Below are 20,208 nucleotides of genomic sequence, written 5' to 3'. Positions count from 1 at the left end.
GGCCCTCCTGTGTCTTTGCGGGACACCCGCCCCCGGTCTTCGCGGGACGCCCGCTACCGACTAGCGCTGCAATACACGCCGGACGGCAACACTGTAGCTAGCGCGCCTGACCTCGATGAACCCTCCCCGGTTCAGGAGCGTGGCTTGCGCCGTTCCGGTCGCTTTCCGGTGGCGCTCTCGCGGCGCGGTCCACGGTTGAACGGGCGCTGTCCCGGCGGGCCGTAATCGGGCGTCAGCTGAATGAGCTGGCCACTGATCCTGGTGCGCCGCAAGGCTTCCAGCGTTTCGGCGGGCAGGTTGGCTGGCAGCTCGACCAGGCTGTGATCCGGGCGGATACTGATATGCCCGAAGTCGCTGCGCCGCAGCCCGCCCTCGTTGGCGATCGCGCCGACGATCGCGCCGGGCACGACCCGATGGCGCTTGCCGACGCTGATCCGGTAGGTAACCAACTCTGCGCCCGTAGCCCGATGATGGGAACCGCCGCGCGGGCCGTCCTCGTCGTCGAATCGACGCGGTGCGCGCTCGCGGGGTTCCCGGCGCGGACGTTCCGGCTCCGGCGGTTCGGGCTGCATCAGGAAGTTGTCGCCGTCGCGGGAGAGCACCGCGAGTGCCGCCGCGATATCGACGAGCGGAATGTCGTGCTCGCGTTCGTAATCCTCGATGAGCCGACGGAACAGCGCGACGTTCGAGGAGGTCAGGTTTTCGGTGATGTCGTCACCGAACTTGGCGACGCGCTGTGCGTTGACGTCGTCCACGCTCGGCAGCTGCATCTCGGTCAGTGGATGCCTGGTGGCCCGCTCGATCGACTTGAGCAGGTGCCGTTCGCGCGGCGCGACGAAAAGCAGTGCCTCACCGCTGCGCCCGGCACGCCCGGTGCGGCCGATGCGGTGCACATAGGACTCGGTGTCGTGCGGGATGTCGTAGTTGACCACGTGCGAGATGCGGTCCACATCCAGACCACGGGCGGCCACATCGGTGGCGACCAGAATGTCCAGCGCACCCGACTTGAGCTGGCCGATGGTGCGTTCGCGCTGGTTCTGTGCGATATCGCCGTTGATCGCCGCCGCGGAAAAGCCACGGGAGCGCAGTTTTTCGGCGAGCTCCTCGGTGGCCTGCTTGGTGCGGACGAAGATGATCATCGCCTCGAACGACTCGACCTCGAGAATCCGGGTGAGCGCGTCCAGCTTGCGCTGATGCGATACCTGTACCCAGCGCTGGGTGATGTTGGTGTTGGTCGAGGACTTCGACTTCACCGTGATCTCGACCGGGTCGCGCAGGTACTTCTTGGAGATGCTGCGGATGGCCGAGGGCATCGTCGCGGAGAACAGCGCGACCTGTTTCTCGGCCGGGGTGTCGGCGAGAATCCGCTCGACGTCCTCCTGGAAGCCCATCTTGAGCATCTCGTCGGCCTCGTCCAGCACCAGATACTGAAGCTCGGACAGGTCGAGGGTGCCCTTTTCCAGATGGTCGATCACGCGGCCGGGCGTACCGACGACCACATGCGCGCCACGGCGCAGCCCCGACAGCTGGACGCCGTATGCCTGGCCGCCGTAGATCGGCAGCACGTGCAACCCGGGTATGTGGGTGGCGTAGCGACCGAATGCCTCCGCCACCTGGATCGCGAGTTCGCGGGTCGGCGCGAGCACCAGGGCGCGGGGCAGTTTGCCGGAGGTTTCGAGACCCATCAGGATCGGGATCGCGAACGCCGCGGTCTTACCGGTGCCGGTCTGGGCGAGGCCGACCACATCGGCGCCGGACAGCAACGGCGGAATCGTCGCGGCCTGAATCGGCGACGGCGACTCGTAGCCGACATCGGAGATCGCCGCGAGGATGCGGTCATTGATCCCGAGATCGGCGAAAGTCGGGCCGTCATTGTCCCTGTCGTTGTCGCCAGGAACGCTGTCGACCTGATTGGTACTCATTGACCAGGAGTTTACTGCCTCATGGTGGCCCTCCCAGCCACCGGGCCAATACCGTGAGACGTATGCGACCCGATAGCGCCTCCACACATCAGGCCCCCGCGACGTCCGCGCTGGATGTGGCGGTGGTTCAGTTCGCGCCGGCGAAAGACCCGTCGGCCAATCTGACGACCTTGCGCGAGCATGTCCGGGTGGCCGCGCAGCGCGGTGCGAAAGTGGTCGTCGCACCCGAATACTCGATGTTTGCCGTGTCCCGGCTCGACGAGCGCGTCGTGGCCGTCGCCGAACCGCTGACCGGCCCATTCGTCGCCGGTCTCGGCGCCATCGCGCGTGAATTCGGGGTGTATCTGATCGCCGGAATAGTCGAGCGGGTGGCACCGGAAGCGCACCGGATTCGCAACACCCTCGTCGCGCTCGACCCCGGCGGCGCGCTGATCACGCGCTACCGGAAGGTGCACCTCTACGACGCGTTCGGGCATCTCGAATCCGATGTCGTCGAGGCGGGTGAAATCGAGACACCCGCCACATTCACGATCGACAGTGTGAGCTTCGGCATGCAGACCTGTTTCGACCTACGGTTCCCCGAGGGCTTCCGTCGCCTCGCCGCGGCGGGCGCCCAGGTATTGGTGCTGCCCGCGCAGTGGATTCCGGGTCCGGCGAAGGTAGATCAGTGGACGACGCTATTGCGCGCCCGCGCGATCGAGAACACCGTGTACGTCGCCGCCGCCGATCAGTGCGCGCCGCGTGGCGCGGGCGCGTCGATGATCATCGATCCGGCAGGCGGTGTGCTCGCCGAACTCGGTGACGAGCCAGGCGTACTGACCGCCGGAATCGACCTGGAGTACCTGGCCGCGGTACGCACCACCAACCCCAGCCTGGCATTGCGGCGATTCGCGATTAGCGAGCGCGTAGCGGAGTAGCGTCGGCCTGGATGGTCTACACCGATCGGGCATCGGCCGGTCGCGCGCTGGGTATCGAACTGGAGTACTTGCGTGCGTCGCAACCGCTGGTGCTCGGGTTGCCTCGGGGCGGCATTCCGGTGGCGGCCGCGGTGCGTGAGGTTATCGGCGGTGATCTCGATATTCTGCTGGTCCGCAAGCTCGGTGTGCCGTGGCAGCCGGAGCTGGCGATGGGCGCTATCGGTGAGGGCGGCGTTCGGGTCCTGAATCCGGATGTGCTGGCGCACACCGGAATCACGCCGCATCAGTGCGCAGAGGTCGAGGAAGCGGAGCGCATCGAGTTGGAGCGCCGCAGGCTCGTATTGCGCGGTGACGCGAAACCCATTACGCCGAGCGGGCGCACCGTCGTGATCGTCGACGACGGTATGGCCACCGGAGCGACCGTCATGGTCGCCTGCCGCGTGGTGCGACGACAGCAGCCCGCGCGCATTGTGGTCGCGGTGCCGGTGTCCTCCGCCGAGGCACTGGACCGCGTCGAAGCGGAGGCCGACGAGGTGATCTGTCCGCTGGTGCCGCGCATCCTCGGCGGTGTCGGCGCCGCGTATCGGGATTTCCATCAACTCGGGGACGCCGAAGTCACCGCGCTGTTGCGGTGAATCGCCGCGCCGAGGCGTTGTCCCGGTCAGACCTCGGTGATGCCGTTGCGGTGGCGTTGCGCAAGCTCCGCGTAGAAGCCCGGATTGAGTTTCACCCAGCCTTCGGCCTGGGTGCCCGCGATCGGCTTCTTGATTTCGGCGGGTGCGCCCGCGGCCAGTACGCCGTCAGGGATTTTCGCGTACGGCGCGACCAGCGAGTGCGCGGCGATCATGGTGCCCGCGCCGATCTCGGCCATGTCGAGCACCGTACTGCTGTTGCCGACGATGGATTCCGCGCCGACCGAGGCGCCGTGGAAAACCACACTGTGCGCGATCGTCGCGCCGGGGCCGATCTCCATCGGCACGTCCGGCGGAACGTGCAGCACCGCGTTGTCCTGCACATTGGCGCGTTCCCGGATGGTGATCGGCGCGAGATCCGCACGCAGTACCGCGCCGTACCAGATGGAGGCACCTGCCTCCACCCGCACGTCACCGATCAGTGTGGCAGTGGCCGCGACAAACGCGGTCGGATCGACCTGTGGCCGCTTGCCTTCGAATTCGTAGAGGGGCACTCCCACACCGTAAACGTCGCCGCGCACAGTGGTTGCGCCTCACCAGCGTTCGGCGTGGGCGACGGCGCGTTCGGCCGCGGTCACCATCGGACTGAGCTGGGCGGCAAAGAGTTCCGCGGTGACCGGCACGATGTCGACATCAGCACCGGTGCGCACCACGTACCGGCCGTCGCCCGCTACGTCGATCCAGCACAGCACCCCGAACGGGCGTAGTTCGCCGTTGGCGCGCCGTACCGAGACCACGATCTGGCCGATGCCCGCACGCGGCCGGCTCAGCATTCTGCGGATACGTGCCGATACCGTCGGGCCGGAGACCGGCACGGTCACCAGGTCACGGCTGTCTTCCTTGACTCGGTCCTGCGGCGCGGTCAGGCGCGGCGTGGTGCCGGGAGTGTTCTCCGGCAACATCGAAACCATCCTGGCGGACAGGCTTTTCGCGCCTCCGACGAACAATCGGATATCGCCGCCACGCTCGGGCGTCGCGCCTGCCCGCTGTGCGGCGACGACCGATATGTTCCCCGAACTCGCGCCGAGCACCCGCACCAGGCGAACGGCGCTGGCGTCGGGCGCCCGTCCGAAGATTTCGATCAGCACCGTCGAACTGCCAAGCAGCCGCAGCGCCGCCTCGAGGTCGGCATCGAGCGTCCGGTCGCACCACTGCTCCAGGGTGGGCAGCTGCGCGGCCCGTTCCACGCTGTCGCGCGCCGATAGACGCACCGCGAGGGGATAGGGGATTCGATCACCATCCGTGCGCGCCCAGGCCAGCGCGAACTGGTCCGGCGTGAGCGTCCAGCTCACTCCAGTTCGCTCCACTCGCCGAGTACCGCCGGTGTTGTCGGGTCCATCGCGCCGATCAGCTCACCCGACTCGTCGGCCGGTTCGAGGAAGGTCAGCTCGTCATCGATGAAATGCAGGTCGTCGTCCTCGTCTTCCGGGGGCGTGGGCCGAGCCACCGTGCTCGAACCGCCCTGCCTCGGGGTCTCGGTCGCGGCCAGCGCGCCGCCCATGAGACCACCCATCGCGCCCGCGCCGACGCCGGTGACCGCGTCGCCGTTGGAATCGCTTTTGCGTTCTTCACGTTTGCGCTCGTCGTGCGCTGGGCCGGTGGCGGTGCCCGGCATGGTCGGGACGGTGACCTGAGGGGACGCCGAGGCGGCGGTAACAGGTGTGCCTGGGCCGATACGCGCGGTGTCCTGTGCTGCGATTGCTGCCGCGACCGGCGTCGGAGCCTGCGCGGCGGCCGGAACCGTCGGGGGCGCGACGGGTGCCGGGCCGGTGGCGGCGGGGGTGGCGAGCGGACTCGTCGTCGGTGTCGCCGCCGGTGCCGGTTCGGTGGCGGTCGTGGCGGGTGTGGTCTGCTGGTCCGGCGTCACGACCGGACCGGTCACCGACATCGATGCGGAAACCGGCTGTGCGACAAAGATTCCCGCACTGTCCGCGCTGATCGGCACCGGCGCGACGATCGCGGCTGGTGTGCTGTCTGTCGGCTCGGGGGCGGTGGACACCTCGGAGCCGGGGAAGGCTGGAATGCCGGATCCGCTGGGGATAAACGCATTTGTGTAGATGCTGTCCATCGCCGCCACCACATCCTGGCGCGAGTGCTCGGTGGCCTTCTGCATGGTGGCGTTGTTGGTGGCTTGGCTCGGGTCCAGTAGCGCCGCCGCGAGATCCGGTGTGGTGCTGGAGGGTTCGGCGACGGCGGCGCGCAATGCCTCCGCGGCGTCGCCTGCCTGACCGAGCCGCTGTGCGACGGTCGCCATCACGTCCGCGAGCTGCTGCCCGGTTTGCTCGAACGAACGCACCGCATCGGCCGCCTGTTGCGCCGCGCCACCACGCCAGCCATCCGCGATAGCGGACCGGATCTCCGAATGCGCCTGCTCGACGGCTTCGGCAACCCCGGTGGCCGATCCCTGCCAGGCCTGCCTGCCCGTCGAGAGCGCCGCCGGATCGAGTTGCTGTACGCCGGTGTGGATTTCCTGATGGGTCAGGTTGTCGAAGATTTCCACGCTCGGTGCGTAGTCCGGATCGGTCCGGTGGGCACCCCGTTCGTAGCCGCGCGGCATCTTACGCATGCGTGACCCCCGCCGTCTCGATCCGACCGACCGCTGCCGCCGAGTCGATGTCGGCCTGCGCATACGCCGCCGCGGCGGCGCGGAAGGTTTGCGCGAGTTCTCTGGCGGAGGCGGCGTAGCTCTGTAGCTCGGTCATGGCACTGCCTGCCTTGTTCTCGAACCCACGGCGCAGCGACTCACCGGAGCCGAACCCACCGAACCCGGGGAGCGAGGCCGCCGCACTGAGCACCTGGATCTGCGCTTCGACTCGATCGGCGAGTTGTTCGTAGTGGCGGGCGCATCGTTCGGGCGCGCCCTCGGCGACCAGCAGGCCGTCGATCCACAGTTGCCCCTCGTCGACCGCGGTATTCAAGGCTGTCACATCCGATGACATATCGCAGTCCCCCTTCCTCATCATGCTGCATTCGGTTACCGATGCCGTGCCAACCCCACGACCACACCCCGCACCCATTCCACGATGTCGGCGGCGACCCGCGCATGCACCGGTTCATGGAGCAGATCGTGCCCGGCGCCTGAGTACTCCCGTAAATCTACCGATTCGTGGCGTCCAGTCCAGACCCTCATCGCGTCTATGGGCGCGCGACGGTCGTCGACGCCGTGCAGTGCCAGCACCGGAAGCGTCTCGGGCAGTGGTGAACCCGCGGCGCCCGGCGTACCGCCCCCGAGTGCTCGCTTCGGCACCCCGGACAGCACCATCCCGGCCAGTGTGCCCGGTGAAAGACTCTGGGCGCGTGGGTAATCCGCCGCCACCGCCCCCTCAGTGGTCGAGCCGGGATCCGGTATCGCGGCGCCGAGCGTGCCCAGGGCCGTAACCGCCCCAAGGGAATGGCCCATCAGGATCAACGGCACTTCGGGCAGCTCCGACCGCACCAGCTCGACCAGCATCGTCGCGTCCGCCACCAACTCGGTGAGGGTGCCAGGATTGTTCGCATCGCCCTCGCTCAACCCGTGTCCGGAGGTGTCCAGCGCCCACACCTCGATCCCCATGGCGCGCGGTGTCCGGGCGAAGCGGTGATAGTGCCCGCTGTGCTGCCCGATCCCCGGCAGCAGGACGATCACGCCCATCCCATCGGTCGGCCAGCGCCGATAATGCATACGGCCGCGAGCGCCGTCGAAAAATGGCATTCGTCGATAGTGTCAAAACTTCCGCGTATCAGTCGACTTCGTGACCGAATCGGCAAAACGGCTAGACTGCCGGACAACCAGTTCGTTCCGGAGCCGAGGTGCCAGTTGAGCAAACTCCATCTTTCCTGGCTGGTTATCGCGCTGGTCGCCCTGGCCTGCGGCGGGGTCGGCGCACCGTCCGCCATCGCCGACCCGGTCACCGGATGTGCGCCCGCGCGGGCTGCCACCGCCGTACCGGCGGGAATTCCGGTGCTCGACTGGTCGGAGAACGTCACCTACGACAAACAGGGAAACCTGTGGGTTTCGCGCGTCTATCGCAACGAGGTGCAGCGTTATGACAGCGCGGGAACGCTTACCGCGCGAGTGCATGTCGACTTCCCCGGCGCCATCCGCCTCGGGCCCGACGGAATGCTCTACACCGTCTACGGTAACTCGCCGACCAGCGCGATCAGCCCGGGTGGGATCGTCCGTTTCGATCCGACAGCCGCCGCCCCGCAGTCTCAGCCGTTCGCCTCCGGCTTCAGCGCCATGCCCAATGGTGCTGCCTTCGATGCGGCGGGCAATCTCTACGTCGCATCGCTGGCCGGTGTGATGCGGATACTCCCGGACGGCGCCGTCGACCGGGACTGGACCGCGCGAGCGGCCGTGCCCGGGGCCAATGGCATTGTCGTGCGTGATCGTTCGATCTATCTGACCGCGAATGGCAGCTCGCTCGGCCGGGTGCTGCGCATGTCGATCGACGACCCCGCGGTGCGATCGGTCGTCGCCGAGCTGTCCTCGACGCTGCCTGGCATCCCCGATTTCGCGGACGACCTGATCGACCACGACGGCATCCTCTACGTAGCCACCCTCTCCGGCCGGCTGGTCCGCATCGACCCGGCCGGCGGCACCGCCTGTGCCGTGCTGAACGACCAGCCGATGACCTCGGTCGTCGCGGACCCAGATAACGGCGGCGAACTCCTCGCCGGAACCGAGAGCGGCACAGTACTTCGTATCCGCTTGTCCGACTGATGTTTTGCCATGCGGCCGACTGTGCGGTTCACGGCGTGCCGATCGCACGATCGAGCCGTGCGGTGAGGGTGCGGAGCTCAGCGATCAATGCGGGTGGCTCATGTACGCGGAAGTCGACGCCGAGCCCGATCAGGCGGTGTGCCAACCACTCCGGTGAATCGTCACGGGTGGAGTCGAGGCGACACGAAGTGTCGCCTGTCGCTATCACCTCACCGGGGTCGTCGCCCAAGCGGCCGATGATCCGCGCGGCGGGTGCCTGAATCGACACCTTCGCGTGAAAAGTTGGTGTGCCCCAGTTGGTTCGGCGTCCTGCGACATAGGCGGCGGGATCTGCGGCGGGAAGGTCGCGCGGCGTGCTGCGGGCGCCGGTGGCGCGTGGATGCTCGACACGGTCGAGCCGGAAGACGCGCCAGCTGTCACGTTCGATGTCGTAGCCGACGAGATACCAGCGGCGGCGGGAGGTGACGAGCCCGGCGGGCTCGACATGCCGCGCGGTTTCGCCGCCGTCGCCGCTGCGATAGGCGAAACGTACTCGCTCCCTGTTGGTTACGGCCGTCGCCAGGGCCGCGAGCGTTTCTGGATCTACGGTAGGGCCGGTCTCGGTGGGCGTCACCAGGGCCGCGCCGAGCACGCGCACGCGCCTGCGCAGTTTGGCGGGCAGCACCTGCTCCACCTTTGCCAGTGCGCGCACCGACGCCTCTTCGATACCCGCGACGGCCGCCCCGGCGGCGGCACGCAATCCAACCGCGATGGCGACCGCCTCGTCATCATCCACCAGCAGCGGTGGCATTGCCGACCCCGCGACCAATCGATAGCCGCCCAGCGCGCCCATCGTCGCCTCCACCGGGTATCCGAGTTCGCGCAGCCGGTCGACATCGCGGCGCACCGTGCGATCGGTGACGCCGAGCCGATCGGCGAGTTCGCTGCCCGGCCATTCGCGCGGTGTCTGCAACAGCGACAGCAGTCGCAGCAGTCGGGCGGGGGTGTCGTTCATGGATGCCAGAATTCCACACATCTAGGACGTATTCAGTCCTAGATGGCGTCTAGCGTCGATGACGAACCAATGACCGACAGTCAAGGAGCCGTACCGATGAGCGCCGATCACAACGCCATTCGCCCCTTCCACATCGATATTCCGCAATCGGACCTCGACGATCTGACCGATCGGCTGGCCCGCGCCCGCTGGTCGGCGCAACTGCCCGGCACGGGCTGGGATCGCGGCGTTCCGGTCGAATATCTGAAGGACCTGGCCGAATACTGGCGCACGGGTTATGACTGGCGGGCACAGGAAGCGGCGTTGAACACGTTTGCCCAATTCATTACCGAAATCGACGGCCTAGACGTGCATTTCGTGCATGTGCGCTCGCCCGAACCGGATGCCGTGGCGCTGATCCTCACGCACGGCTGGCCGAATTCGTTCGTCGAGTTCACCAAAACCATTGGGTTACTGACCGATCCGCGCGCCCATGGCCTCGATCCGAAGCAAGCGTTCCATGTGGTGATCCCCTCGGTGCCCGGCTTCGCGTTCTCCGAGGCTCCCGGCGAAACCGGTATGACCGTGCGCCGGGTGGCCGAGATGTGGGTGGCCCTGATGCAACGGCTCGGCTACGACCGCTACGGCGCCCAGGGTGGCGATCTCGGTGCCTACGTTGCGCCCGAAATGGCGATCATTGCGCCCGACCGAGTGATCGGCGTGCACATCGACGGTGGTATCGGCATGCCGACCGCGGCCGACGTTCCCACGATGAGTCCGGATGAGCGCGCCGAATGGGATCTCATGCAGCAGTGGATGACCGGCGGCGTGAACCACCACATCCTACTGCGCGCGGCTCCGCAAACCTTCGCGCACGCCTGGACCGATTCGCCGGTCGGACTACTGGCCTGGCTGATGCAGAAGTTCAACGATTTCACTCCGCTCGCCGGCCTCGCCGAGGACGTGATAGACCGCGACCACCTGCTGACCAATATCACCCTTTACTGGTTCACCAACACCGCCGCCACCTCATCCTGGCCGATGTACGACGGACTCGGCGACAGTGGATTCGCTTGGCCCAACGGTCAAAAGCTGGTTCCCACCGGTGTTTACGCGGGTGGCTCCGGCCTCATGCGACGCCTGGCCGAGCGGGACAACATCATCGCCCACTGGCCAGACGGTAATACCGGTAATCATTTCATCGCCATGGAATTGCCGGATATGCACGTCGCCGACATTCGTGCCTTCTTTACGAAACTGCTCTGACCACAAGCACTTTCAGTGCAGTCGAATCCGGGCCGCTACTGACCCGGCGACCGCGCTCATCAGGCGGGTGGCGCCGGAGTAGCCGGGGCCGCAGTCGCCTCGGGGGCGGGGGAGCCGCCGGGAGCCTGTTGCGGGCCGCCGGGGGTTTCCGTCGGGGCGGGTGGCGCGGATGCGGGCGCGTCGGGAGTCGGTGTCGGTGTCGGTGCGTTCGGGACCGAGAAGGTGCCTACGGTCGGCGTCATCACGCAGTGCGCGAACGGGTAGTCGATGATTCCCCACATCGAGGCCAGAACCAGGCCGGGGCCGCTCTTGACGGTCTTCGACAGCGTCGGCAGGCCGACTTCGGTCCGGTCGTCGAGCTGGTCGAAGCCGCTGGCCCCGGTGTTGATGTTGATCCAGGCGACCGTCAACCCGGAGGCCAGGGGGGCGCCGGAATGCGCGGGGCTGGCGCTGAATCGCAGCGTGCCTGGGTCGGGGTTGGCGCCCTCATCCCGGGTGGGGCCATTGGTGGTGGCCGCGGCGATGATGGTGGTGATCGGGCCATTGCTGCCGCAGCCGAAGGTCGGTGCGGCATACGCGAACGGGATGAAAGTGCCGGCCTTATGGCGCAACTCGGGCGTATTGACGAGGTCGCTGTATTGCCGTAGCGCGGCGACGCCTGCCTGCGCGGTCGGGTCGGATCCGGCGGTATCGGTGAGTCCGGCCAGGCCGGCGGCTACCGGCCCGGTATCTACCGGCGCTGGTGCGACGGGATCGGCAACCGCCGTCGTGGCGAAGGTCAGAACCGCACCGATGCCGAGGGAGGTGACTGCCGCCGCGGCGCGTGCGATAGATCTGCCGTTCACTCGTTCTACTCCTAGATACCGATCCGCAGGGTTCCCTAACCCACGCCAGCAAGGTACCAGCCCGTCGGCGGTGACGCCGACGGAGATCGGCGCGGACGAGTGGCTACGCGTGTCCCACTGTCGTGATCCCATCGGCAGTGAGAGATTACCGAAGGGTAGGTTCGACTCGGACGTACGAGACACAACGGGAGTTGCGTATGAAAATATCCCTTTCCCCCGACGAAGTCGCCTTCCGCGACGAGCTGCGAAAGTTCTATCGGACCGAGATCCCCGAGGCCATCCGCGAGCGCGCGAAATATGGCCGCGAGCTGTCTCGCGACGATGTCGTCACCACACACAAGATCCTGAATGATCACGGTCTCGCCGTGCCCAACTGGCCGGTGGAGTGGGGTGGCAAGGACTGGACGCCGATGCAGCGCCACATCTGGCAGGACGAGATGCAGCTCGCTTCGGTACCCGAGCCGCTGACGTTCAATGCGCAGATGGTCGGCCCCGTGATCGCGCACTTCGGCTCGCAGGAAATCAAGGAGCGGTTCCTCCCGCCGACCGCCGCGCTGGATATCTGGTGGTGCCAGGGCTTTTCGGAACCCGATGCCGGGTCGGATCTGGCCTCGCTGCGCACCACCGCGGTGCGTGACGGCGACTCCTACATCGTCAACGGCCAGAAGATCTGGACCACGCTGGCGCAGTATGCCGACTGGATCTTCTGTCTTGTACGCACCGATCCGAACGCGCCGAAGAAGCAGGCGGGCATTTCCTTCTTGCTGTTCGATGTGAAGTCGCCCGGTGTCACCATTCGCCCGATCAAGCTGATCGACGGCGGTTACGAGGTGAACGAGGTCTTCTTCGAAAACGTCCGGGTGCCCGCCGATCAACTGGTCGGCGCCGAGAACATGGGCTGGACCTACGCCAAATTCCTACTCGGCAATGAGCGCACCGGTATCACCGCTGTCGGTCGCACCAAGGTCAAGATCGGTGTCGCGAAAGATTATGCGCGCCAGGTCAGGTCGGGTTCCGGCACCCTGCTCGAGGACCCGGTCTTCGCGGCCAGGGTGGCCGAACTGGAGAACGAACTGCTGGCGCTGGAGATCACCCAGTTGCGGGTGGTCTCGAATTCCGTCGAGGGCAAGCCGAATCCGGCGTCCTCGGTGCTGAAGCTGCGAGGGTCGGAGTTGCAGCAGGCGGCAACCGAGCTGTTGCTCGATATCGCCGGTGCGGACGCGTTGCCCGTCGATTCCGGCGACATCACCTCGCCCGGCTGGGCGCAGCGCAGCGGCCCCGGCTACCTGAACTATCGCAAGACAACCATCTACGGAGGCTCGAGCGAGGTGCAGCGCACCATCATCGCCTCCACGATCCTCGGATTGTGAGGCGCCACCATGGATTTCGAGCTCACCGATGAACAGATCATGCTCCGCGACACCGTTCGCGAGCTGCTGGCCCGCAATTACGACCCCGAGTCCCGGCTGAAAGTGACCGACACCGAACTCGGCTGGAGCCGTGACGTATGGCGTCAGCTGGCCGAACTCGGCGTGCTCGGCCTGAGCTTCACCGAGGAGGACGGCGGCGTGGGTGCCGGGCCGGTAGAGACGAACCTCGTGCTGGAGGAGGTCGGCCGCAGGCTCGCGCCGGAACCGATCCTGGACGCGGTGCTGGTGCCCGGTGGGCTGGTCGCCCGGGTCGGCAGCCCGCAACAACGGCAACGAATCCTGCCCGAGGTTGTCGAGGGCAATAAGCTGCTCGCCTTCGCCCATAACGAGCCGGGCGTGCGCTGGCCGTCCACCGAGCTCACCACACTCGCTGTGGCGCACGGTGATTCGTACGTGCTGACCGGAGTGAAGAACCCCGTTCCACACGGTGACTGCGCCGAGGAGCTGGTGGTCAGCGCGGTGCTGCCGGGCGGCGGGGTCGGGCTGTTCCTGGTAGGTCTGGACGGTGCGGGCGTGGTCCGCAAGTCGTATCGGACCGTCGACGGACAGCGCGGCGCGCAGATCGAATTCGACAAGGCCGAGGCCGAATTGCTGGGCGACACCCTCGATGCGAGCACCGCGATCGCCTCGACGATCGGCCACGCCCAGGCGGGGCTCTGTGCGGAGTCCATCGGGGCGATGGACGAAGCGCTGCGGCTGACCGCCGAGTATCTGCGGACGCGCAAGCAGTTCGGTGTCACCCTGTCGAAGTTCCAGACGCTGACCCAGCGGGCCGCGAATATGTATGTCTCGCTGGAACTCGCGCGCAGCATGAGCCTGTACGCGACCGCGTCACTGGCCGACGGTGCCGAGGATCCCGTCGTCGCGTCGCGGGCCCGCCTACAGGTCGGTCGCGCTGCCAGGCACGTTGGGCAGGAAGCGATTCAGATGCACGGCGGTATCGGCGTCACCGCGGAATATCCGGTCGGCCACTACGTCGCCCGGCTCACCGCGATCGAGCGCACCCTCGGCGGTGGTTTCGAGCATCTGCGGGTGCTCAGCGACCGTGTTGGCGGGTACGACCTGGCCGAGCTGTAAACCTCGACGGCGGTGCGTGAGTCCCGGCTCGCGCACCGCCGCCGACGGTATTACTCGCCGTCGTTCTGCAGATCCGCCGGTTCGTCGGCGTGCAGCGTTGTGGTCGGCGTTTCGTCGAGCGCTTCGTCGTCGGATTCGGTGGTGGTCGCGTGCGGGCGCGACGGCGAATAGGTGCTGTGCGGCGTTGTCGTCCGGCTCGGCCGGGTCGTGGTTTCGCTCGAGGTGGACTCCGCGGTCGCGGTGGCTGTCTCGGGGACGGTGAATCCGACCTGCACGCGCGGCCCGTCCGGGGCGACGCGCCATGATGGAGAGGGTGGGATGGGTACCTTCACAACGGATTTGGTTGTGGTGTCTTCCCGGACCGGTTCGGGGGCGGCGTCGGATACGGATTTGATCGGCGGGGGTGCCACATAGGTGTCGTGCTTGCCGATTCCGCAGGCGCCGATCAGAACGAGCCCGAGGGAGACCGCGCCTACGGCAATGGCCGGACCGGCGATCTTGGCCCTGCTGCTCTCCATCGGTGACACTCCTCGTTGTCTTTCGAGTTGGCTCACATTAACCGAGACGGGTCGCCGAGGCCAGGTGGGAAGTCGCTGGGGATGTGCCGACACGATACATGTAAAACATCGGTAATTCAGATATCGAATTGATCTCTTCGGCGTGTCGTCGGCACGTGTCGCAGCCCTGGTGCGTCTCGGAGTCGTAGCGTGTGGGCAAAGTTACGTGTGAGACGCCTGTACCCAGATGAGAGACGCGCTGAGCAGCTTGCGCGATGGCAATTCTCTAATCGGCGTCATCGAGGAGTGAATGATGGCAGCTTACTCGACAACCAGACTGCGAGACACCGCCTCGGACGCCACAGCGGCGGCTACGGCAACATCGCAGCGCATGGAGTCCAAACCACCCGTCCGTTCCCTGTCCGCGATTCTGTCGCGGGCGCTGGCATGGCTGATATTCCTCGGCGGCGTCGCCGGGGCCATCCTCGGCATCGCGGACCTGCGTGTCTTAATCGCCGTTGCCGGACTGATTCTCGCCTGTACGGCAGGTCTGGTTCTGCTCCGGCTACGAACCACTGGCGGCGAAAGCGACTGACCCGACCGATATTTGCGCCGTGGCGCACGGTGGTATCGGCGAAAAATGTGAGCGCGCAGCACCTTCGGGGAATAGCGTGATCGTCATGAAGGTCGAGACCACCACGGACGCCGCGGAGTTCCGATCACGTACCGATGCCTTCCTGGGGCGTGACCCCTTGCGGCACACCGTGATCACCACCGGTATCGCCAACACGCTCGGCGACTTCGACAGCGGAGACGAACCGACGCATTTCCTGTCCGTGCACGATGGCGACGCCGTGGTCGGTGTCGCCATGCGCGGTGGTGGCCGGGACATGTATCTTGGCGAACTCGCCGGCGGCAGTGTGGGTCTCGTTGCCGAGGCGCTGGCCGAGCTGATACCGGATGCCGGTGGGGTCGAGGGTGCAATCGATGATGTCCTCGGGTTCGGCGAGCGCTGGTGCGCGCTACGTGGCGGTGGCTTTCACCCGACCTATGCCACTCGTCTGTATCGCCTCGGCACGTTACGGACGCCCGATGCGGCCGGATCACCGCGCCGCGCAGCCGGATCCGATGTCGAACTGTGTGCGCGATGGTCGGACGCCATGCGCGCCGAATCGGGGATGCGGCCGCAGGGCTGGACGCGCGAGGTTGTCGCCAAACGCGTTGCGGCCGGGCGGTGGTGGCTCTGGGAACGCGACGGCAGGCCGGTATGTGTTGCCGCCCATCACGTCCCCGCCCTCGGCTGGGCCAGAATCGGTCCCGTCTACACGCCGCCCGCAGAGCGCGGCCATGGCTACGCCAGCATGCTCACCGCTCATGTGGCCCGCACCCTGCGCGCCGATGGCATCGATGCGTGCCTGTTCGCCGAAACCGCCAACCCCACGTCGAATAAGATCTACCGTGCCATCGGCTTCGAGGCTGTCCGCGAATTCGTGCATTACGAATTCGGGTGACGGGCGACGTCGAAGTTGGTGTGACCCGGTTTGTCGATGGGCGCGTACGGCCGAGCGAGGCGTGCGGAGGAGGTCAGTTCAACGGCGCGCTGCGCCACCAGCGCATGGCCTTGTCGATACTGCCCGCGAGCCCGTCGGTGTACATCAGGAACTGGGCGCGGCTCGGGTCGCCGGTGAAGACCGTGAGGATCTTGGGACCGTCATTGTCGTATTTGTAGTTCGTATACGTCTTTCCGCCATTGGTGTCTGTCGACTTGGTATTGGTCGGCAGGGCGTTGATCACCGCCTGGATGTCCGCGGCCGAGTCGAACACGAAGATCGTGTAGAACGGGTCCGGCTTCGAGGATTCCCCGCCGCCGTAGCAATCCCATTCGAACACCCACTTGCCGAAATCCGGTGAGCCGGTGGTCGGCGGCGACGGGGAGGTCGAATCGGCCGCGATGCAGTGTGAGCCGTTGTAGCCGGTGTCGGCGGACTCGGAGGCGGGCACCATGCGCGGGAAGGCGGCGCTGATGGCATCGCCGTTGGGGGTGATCGATCCGGCGCTGCCGGAGGTCGAGGTGCTGGCCGCGCCGCTGTTCGATGTCGAATCGCTGCCCGCGACGATGCCGATTACCAAGAGCACCACCAGGATCAGCACCACCGCACCGACACAGATACCGATGATGAGTCCGGTGTTCGACTTGGGGCGTGGCGGTTGCCCCGGCCGCTGACCACCACCGAGATGTGGTGGCGGTGCGTTGAATCCGTATCCCTGCTGTGGGTTGTACGGATGATTCGCGATCGGCTGCTGTTGCTGGGGCGGGCCGGTCTGCCTCTGCGGTTGCTGCACCGGCTGCTGCGGCATCGAGGTGAGCGAGGGCGGGTTCGTCATCGGCGGCCCGGTAAGCGGCGCTGCCCCGCTCGTCTGCGGTGCGGGCCGATTGGCCACCCAATAGGGCGAGCCGGTCACCGGGATCGGTGGTCCGGTCTGTGGGCGCGGCACGCCGACCACCGGCATGGATGGCGTACTCGGATTGAGCAGCGCCTGGCGCGCGGCGGCGGCGAAATCCGAACAGGTGGGGTACCTGTCTTCGGGTCGCTTCGCCATCGCGCGGGCGAGCACGCCGTCGAGGATGTAGGGCATGCCCGGTCGCGCGGAGCTGAGCGCGGGCGGCGCCGACTGTAGGTGGCTCTGGATGACCGCAGCCGGGTTGGTCGCCGCGAACGGCCCGGTGCCGGTGAACAGCCAGAACAGTGAACATGCCAGCGAATATTGGTCCGACCGATTATCGAGCGTCGCGCCGGTGAGCTGTTCCGGCGAGGCATACGCGAGTGTCGCGGTGAAGGTGCCGGTCTGGGTGAGATGGCCGGTGTCGTCACGCAGCCGGGCGATGCCGAAATCGGTCAGGTAGACCCGTTCGCCCCGGCCGCTGCCGGACCGGGCCAGCAGGATATTCGCCGGTTTGACATCGCGGTGCAATACACCCATTCCGTGCGCGTAATCGAGTGCGTCCGCGGTTTCCTTGATGATCTGCACTGCCCGCTCCGGCGGCAGCGACTCGGGATCGACCGACGCGGCGTCCACGCCGTCGATGTACTGCATCGATATCCACAGCTGCTCGTCGTCGAGGCCGCGGTCGTACACCGTGACGATACTGGGGTGATCGAGCTGGGCGACCAGATCCGCCTCCCGTTCGAATCGCGCCCGCACCTCCTTATCGAAGAACATCTCTCTGTTCAACAACTTGAGCGCCGTCATCCGCGGCAGCCGAGGATGTTTCGCCAGGTAGACCGAACCCATGCCACCGCGACCCAATTGTCGATCGATGACATAACCGGCGAAAACGTCACCGCTGGCCAGCATGTCTGCTCCACTTCCCGTCGCTCACCGGGACCCACCGGCGAACAGACGTACAGCATAAGAATGCGCGATCCAGCCCAACCCGCGCGCGGAAATCATCGAACCTTAGCAGCATCAGGGGGCTAGGGCGGTGGGCGTTGTTCGGGGTTCGGCACAGCTGGGCGCGGGCGTCGCACCGGCATATCGGGCAATGCGATGGTGCCACGTCGAGGCGTCCGGCGCGGCGGCGTTGGCGGGCGGGGGGTGGTGTCGTTCTCGGGTGTTCCGGCGGGCCTGCTGGGGTTTCCCGCATCGCGCGTCTCGGGTCGCATCGATGTCTCGGGCGGGGTGAGACCACGACGCGGCGGTGCCGGTGGCACCGGTCTTCCTGACGGTCTCGAAGCCTCGGTGGGCGACAAATTGCCGTGTGCCACTCTGGTTTCGGGCGATGGCCGATGCGGTATGCCGGTGTCAGGAGGGGCGGGGTGCGGCGGCGGACCCGCGTGTGTCGGCAGGTCCTCGTTGGGCGTGAAGCGTGCCGGTCGCGCGGGTGGTGAGTACGGCGGTCTGCTCGGTGGCGCCGCCTGCGGCGACCAGTTCGTCGGCGGCATGTTGCGCGCGGGTCCGTTGTACGCCGTGCCGTTGTAGGTAGGAACGTTGCCGGTCGGCGTCGCGGCCGGCCGGCCGGGAGCGAGGTGGCCGAATCGCGTCGGTGTGTTCGGGTGATCGGTGCGCGGTGGCCCGCTCATCGTCAGTGCCCGGCGTGCCGCGGCCGCGAATGCCGCGCAGCTATCGAATCGGTCCGTGGGCCGCTTGGCCATCGCGCGGGCGAGTACCCCGTCCAACGCGGGCGGCAGGCCGGGGTGGGTCCGGCTCAGTGCGGGCACCTGTCTGTGCAGGTGGCCATTGATGACAGCCATCGGGTTGGTGCCAGGGTAGGGACTCATTCCGGTGAGCATCCAGAACAGCGTGCACGCCAGCGAATACTGGTCGGCGCGGTCATCCAGTGTCAGGCCGAGCAGTTGTTCAGGTGCCGCGTAGGCGAGGGTCGCGGTGATCGAGCCCGCCGAGCCGAGCGTGGTGTCGCTGTCGCGTACGCCGGCGATGCCGAAATCGGTGAGCAGCACCCGTTCCGGCTGTCCGATCGGTGCCTTGGCCAGCAGGATGTTCGCCGGTTTCACGTCACGGTGCAGCACGCTGTTGGCGTGCGCGAAATCCAGTGCCGCCGCGGTTTCGCCGATGATCTGCACGGCGCGTCCCGGCGCGAGCACATTGACATCCGCGCTGGAGGCATCAGCGCCCGGGACGAATTGCATGGAGATCCACAGCTGTTGGTCCTCGGTGCCACGGTCGTACACGGTGACGATATTGGGATGGTCGAGCTGGGCGACCAGATCGGCCTCGCGTTCGAAGCGGCCCCGGATCTCGTCATCGGAGTACAGCTGCGGGTTGAGCAGTTTCAGCGCGGTCAGCCGTGGCAGGCGCGGATGCCTGGCCAGGTAGACGGTGCCCATACCGCCGTGGCCGAGAACCCGTTGGATGGCATAGCCCGCGAAGACATCGCCTTTTTTCAGCATGGTGAATTCACCCCCCTCACATCGGGTCGAGCACCTGGATCCTACCGATGTATCTCAACCGGCCTCTCGGATGCAACAGACTCGTAGCCTGTCGGTGGCCCCCACTAGCATGAGACCCATGCGCATTGGAGCACACGTCCGGCTCGACAGCGATCCCATCGGATTCGGTGAGAACCTCGGCGCCGATGTCATCCAGCTATTCGTCGTCGACCCGCAGAGCTGGGACAAACCGGCGCCGCATCCACGGACCGAGGAGATACTCGCCAGTCCGATCGATGTGGTGGTGCACTCGTCGTATCAGATCAATGTGGCCAGCCTGAACAACCGGCTGCGCATGCCCTCGCGCAATGCGGTGGCACAGCAGGCGAAGGCCGCCGCCGATCTCGGTGCGTTCGGTCTTGTTGTACACGGCGGGCACGTGCGATCCGACGCGGAGATCGACACCGGAATCGATAACTGGCGCAAGCTGTTCGAACGCCAGCAGGACAAAGGCGGTTTCGCGGTGCCTGTCCTGATCGAGAACACCGCAGGCGGAAACCATGCCATGGCACGGCATTTCGATTCGATCGCGCGGCTGTGGGATGCGGTCGGCGACTACGGCGCGGGTTTCTGCCTCGACACCTGTCATGCCTGGGCGGGCGGCGAGGAGCTCGTCGGTGTTGTCGAACGAATCAAGGCGATCACGGGTCGAATCGATCTGGTGCATCTGAATTCCTCACGCGACGAGTTCGATTCGGGCGCCGATCGGCATGCCAACTTCGCCGACGGCACCATCGATCCCCAGCTGCTCGCGGAGGTATGCCGTACCGCGGACGCTCCGGTGATTCTCGAAACCCCCGCCGATGGCGTGGCCGAGGACCTCGTGTACCTGCGCGAACACGTGGGCTGAAACCGCTTCGCGTGGCGATCGCGGTGGTGATCACAGCGAGGGGAACACTGGTTGACCGGGCAGTGCGGGTGATGTGCTGAACGCCGAG

The 20,208-nt window shown here is 66.6% G+C and carries 20 protein-coding genes; 9 read left to right on the top strand and 11 right to left on the bottom strand.

Translation table 11 applies throughout. The features are described from left to right. Positions 1 to 131: 131 nt before the first annotated feature. Entirely contained in the window at positions 132 to 1,922 is a 1,791-nt protein-coding gene (locus LKE06_RS01275; RefSeq protein ID WP_227996446.1) for a DEAD/DEAH box helicase, read from the bottom strand. Positions 1,923 to 1,984: 62 nt separating this feature from the next. On the opposite strand from LKE06_RS01275, the gene LKE06_RS01270 reads away from it, so the two are divergent. Both LKE06_RS01270 and LKE06_RS01265 read left to right on the top strand, forming a co-directional pair. After that, on the top strand, positions 1,985 to 2,839 hold the full coding sequence (locus LKE06_RS01270; protein ID WP_227996444.1) for a carbon-nitrogen hydrolase family protein: 855 nt from the start codon (positions 1,985 to 1,987) through the stop codon (positions 2,837 to 2,839). Positions 2,840 to 2,850: 11 nt separating this feature from the next. After that, on the top strand, positions 2,851 to 3,474 hold the full coding sequence (locus LKE06_RS01265; protein WP_227996442.1) for a phosphoribosyltransferase: 624 nt from the start codon (positions 2,851 to 2,853) through the stop codon (positions 3,472 to 3,474). 26 nt (positions 3,475 to 3,500) lie between these two features. Here LKE06_RS01265 and LKE06_RS01260 read toward each other — a convergent pair whose 3' ends face one another. The 5 genes from LKE06_RS01260 to LKE06_RS01240 are packed head-to-tail and all read right to left on the bottom strand — an operon-like array spanning position 3,501 to position 7,222. Then, the gene (locus tag LKE06_RS01260; RefSeq protein ID WP_227996440.1) at positions 3,501 to 4,025 is read right to left on the bottom strand and encodes a gamma carbonic anhydrase family protein; all 525 of its coding nucleotides are present in this window, start codon (positions 4,023 to 4,025) and stop codon (positions 3,501 to 3,503) included. A 39-nt stretch (positions 4,026 to 4,064) separates the two neighbouring features. Further along, the gene (locus LKE06_RS01255; RefSeq protein ID WP_227996438.1) at positions 4,065 to 4,823 is read right to left on the bottom strand and encodes an ESX secretion-associated protein EspG; all 759 of its coding nucleotides are present in this window, start codon (positions 4,821 to 4,823) and stop codon (positions 4,065 to 4,067) included. Further along, positions 4,820 to 6,097: a PPE domain-containing protein gene (locus LKE06_RS01250; protein ID WP_227996436.1), complete on the bottom strand. Its 1,278-nt coding sequence runs from the start codon at positions 6,095 to 6,097 to the stop codon at positions 4,820 to 4,822. Before LKE06_RS01250 ends, LKE06_RS01255 begins: the two co-directional genes overlap by 4 nt. Next, on the bottom strand, positions 6,090 to 6,470 hold the full coding sequence (locus LKE06_RS01245) for a hypothetical protein (RefSeq protein ID WP_227996434.1): 381 nt from the start codon (positions 6,468 to 6,470) through the stop codon (positions 6,090 to 6,092). The genes LKE06_RS01250 and LKE06_RS01245 overlap by 8 nt, the downstream gene beginning before the upstream one ends. Before the next feature lie 35 nt (positions 6,471 to 6,505). Further along, on the bottom strand, positions 6,506 to 7,222 hold the full coding sequence (locus LKE06_RS01240; RefSeq protein WP_227996432.1) for an alpha/beta hydrolase: 717 nt from the start codon (positions 7,220 to 7,222) through the stop codon (positions 6,506 to 6,508). A 105-nt stretch (positions 7,223 to 7,327) separates the two neighbouring features. Between LKE06_RS01240 and LKE06_RS01235 the strand changes: the two genes are divergently transcribed. Next, entirely contained in the window at positions 7,328 to 8,233 is a 906-nt protein-coding gene (locus LKE06_RS01235) for an SMP-30/gluconolactonase/LRE family protein (RefSeq protein WP_227996430.1), read from the top strand. Positions 8,234 to 8,261: 28 nt separating this feature from the next. Here LKE06_RS01235 and LKE06_RS01230 read toward each other — a convergent pair whose 3' ends face one another. Then, positions 8,262 to 9,227, bottom strand: coding sequence for a helix-turn-helix transcriptional regulator (locus tag LKE06_RS01230; protein WP_227996428.1), 966 nt, complete (start codon positions 9,225 to 9,227; stop codon positions 8,262 to 8,264). A gap of 96 nt (positions 9,228 to 9,323) precedes the next feature. Here LKE06_RS01230 and LKE06_RS01225 point away from each other — a divergent pair, with 96 nt between their 5' ends. Further along, a complete protein-coding gene (locus tag LKE06_RS01225; protein ID WP_227996427.1) occupies positions 9,324 to 10,472 on the top strand; it encodes an epoxide hydrolase family protein in 1,149 nt (382 codons plus the stop codon). 59 nt (positions 10,473 to 10,531) lie between these two features. Here LKE06_RS01225 and LKE06_RS01220 read toward each other — a convergent pair whose 3' ends face one another. Beyond that, a complete protein-coding gene (locus LKE06_RS01220) occupies positions 10,532 to 11,317 on the bottom strand; it encodes a hypothetical protein (protein WP_227996425.1) in 786 nt (261 codons plus the stop codon). A gap of 197 nt (positions 11,318 to 11,514) precedes the next feature. Between LKE06_RS01220 and LKE06_RS01215 the strand changes: the two genes are divergently transcribed. After that, positions 11,515 to 12,687, top strand: coding sequence for an acyl-CoA dehydrogenase family protein (locus LKE06_RS01215; RefSeq protein ID WP_227996423.1), 1,173 nt, complete (start codon positions 11,515 to 11,517; stop codon positions 12,685 to 12,687). Positions 12,688 to 12,696: 9 nt separating this feature from the next. Continuing rightward, on the top strand, positions 12,697 to 13,824 hold the full coding sequence (locus LKE06_RS01210; protein WP_227996421.1) for an acyl-CoA dehydrogenase family protein: 1,128 nt from the start codon (positions 12,697 to 12,699) through the stop codon (positions 13,822 to 13,824). Positions 13,825 to 13,874: 50 nt separating this feature from the next. On the opposite strand, the gene LKE06_RS01205 is transcribed toward LKE06_RS01210, so the two are convergent. Further along, positions 13,875 to 14,342, bottom strand: coding sequence for a hypothetical protein (locus LKE06_RS01205; protein WP_227996419.1), 468 nt, complete (start codon positions 14,340 to 14,342; stop codon positions 13,875 to 13,877). A 292-nt stretch (positions 14,343 to 14,634) separates the two neighbouring features. Here LKE06_RS01205 and LKE06_RS01200 point away from each other — a divergent pair, with 292 nt between their 5' ends. Both LKE06_RS01200 and LKE06_RS01195 read left to right on the top strand, forming a co-directional pair. Next, positions 14,635 to 14,916: a hypothetical protein gene (locus LKE06_RS01200; RefSeq protein ID WP_227996418.1), complete on the top strand. Its 282-nt coding sequence runs from the start codon at positions 14,635 to 14,637 to the stop codon at positions 14,914 to 14,916. An 85-nt stretch (positions 14,917 to 15,001) separates the two neighbouring features. Next, a complete protein-coding gene (locus LKE06_RS01195) occupies positions 15,002 to 15,832 on the top strand; it encodes a GNAT family N-acetyltransferase (RefSeq protein WP_227996416.1) in 831 nt (276 codons plus the stop codon). A gap of 73 nt (positions 15,833 to 15,905) precedes the next feature. Here LKE06_RS01195 and LKE06_RS01190 read toward each other — a convergent pair whose 3' ends face one another. Next, a complete protein-coding gene (locus LKE06_RS01190; protein WP_227996412.1) occupies positions 15,906 to 17,678 on the bottom strand; it encodes a serine/threonine-protein kinase in 1,773 nt (590 codons plus the stop codon). 119 nt (positions 17,679 to 17,797) lie between these two features. Next, positions 17,798 to 19,231, bottom strand: a complete 1,434-nt coding sequence (locus LKE06_RS01185; RefSeq protein WP_227996409.1) for a serine/threonine-protein kinase — start codon at positions 19,229 to 19,231, stop codon at positions 17,798 to 17,800. A gap of 118 nt (positions 19,232 to 19,349) precedes the next feature. On the opposite strand from LKE06_RS01185, the gene LKE06_RS01180 reads away from it, so the two are divergent. Next, positions 19,350 to 20,120, top strand: coding sequence for a deoxyribonuclease IV (locus tag LKE06_RS01180; protein WP_227996407.1), 771 nt, complete (start codon positions 19,350 to 19,352; stop codon positions 20,118 to 20,120). The last annotated feature ends 88 nt before the right edge of the window (positions 20,121 to 20,208 follow it).

This window comes from Nocardia australiensis, assembly GCF_020733705.1.
GTDB lineage: Bacteria > Actinomycetota > Actinomycetes > Mycobacteriales > Mycobacteriaceae > Nocardia > Nocardia australiensis.
The sequence above is the reverse complement of the archived record's forward strand: the minus strand, read 5'-3'. Positions and strand labels throughout refer to the sequence as shown.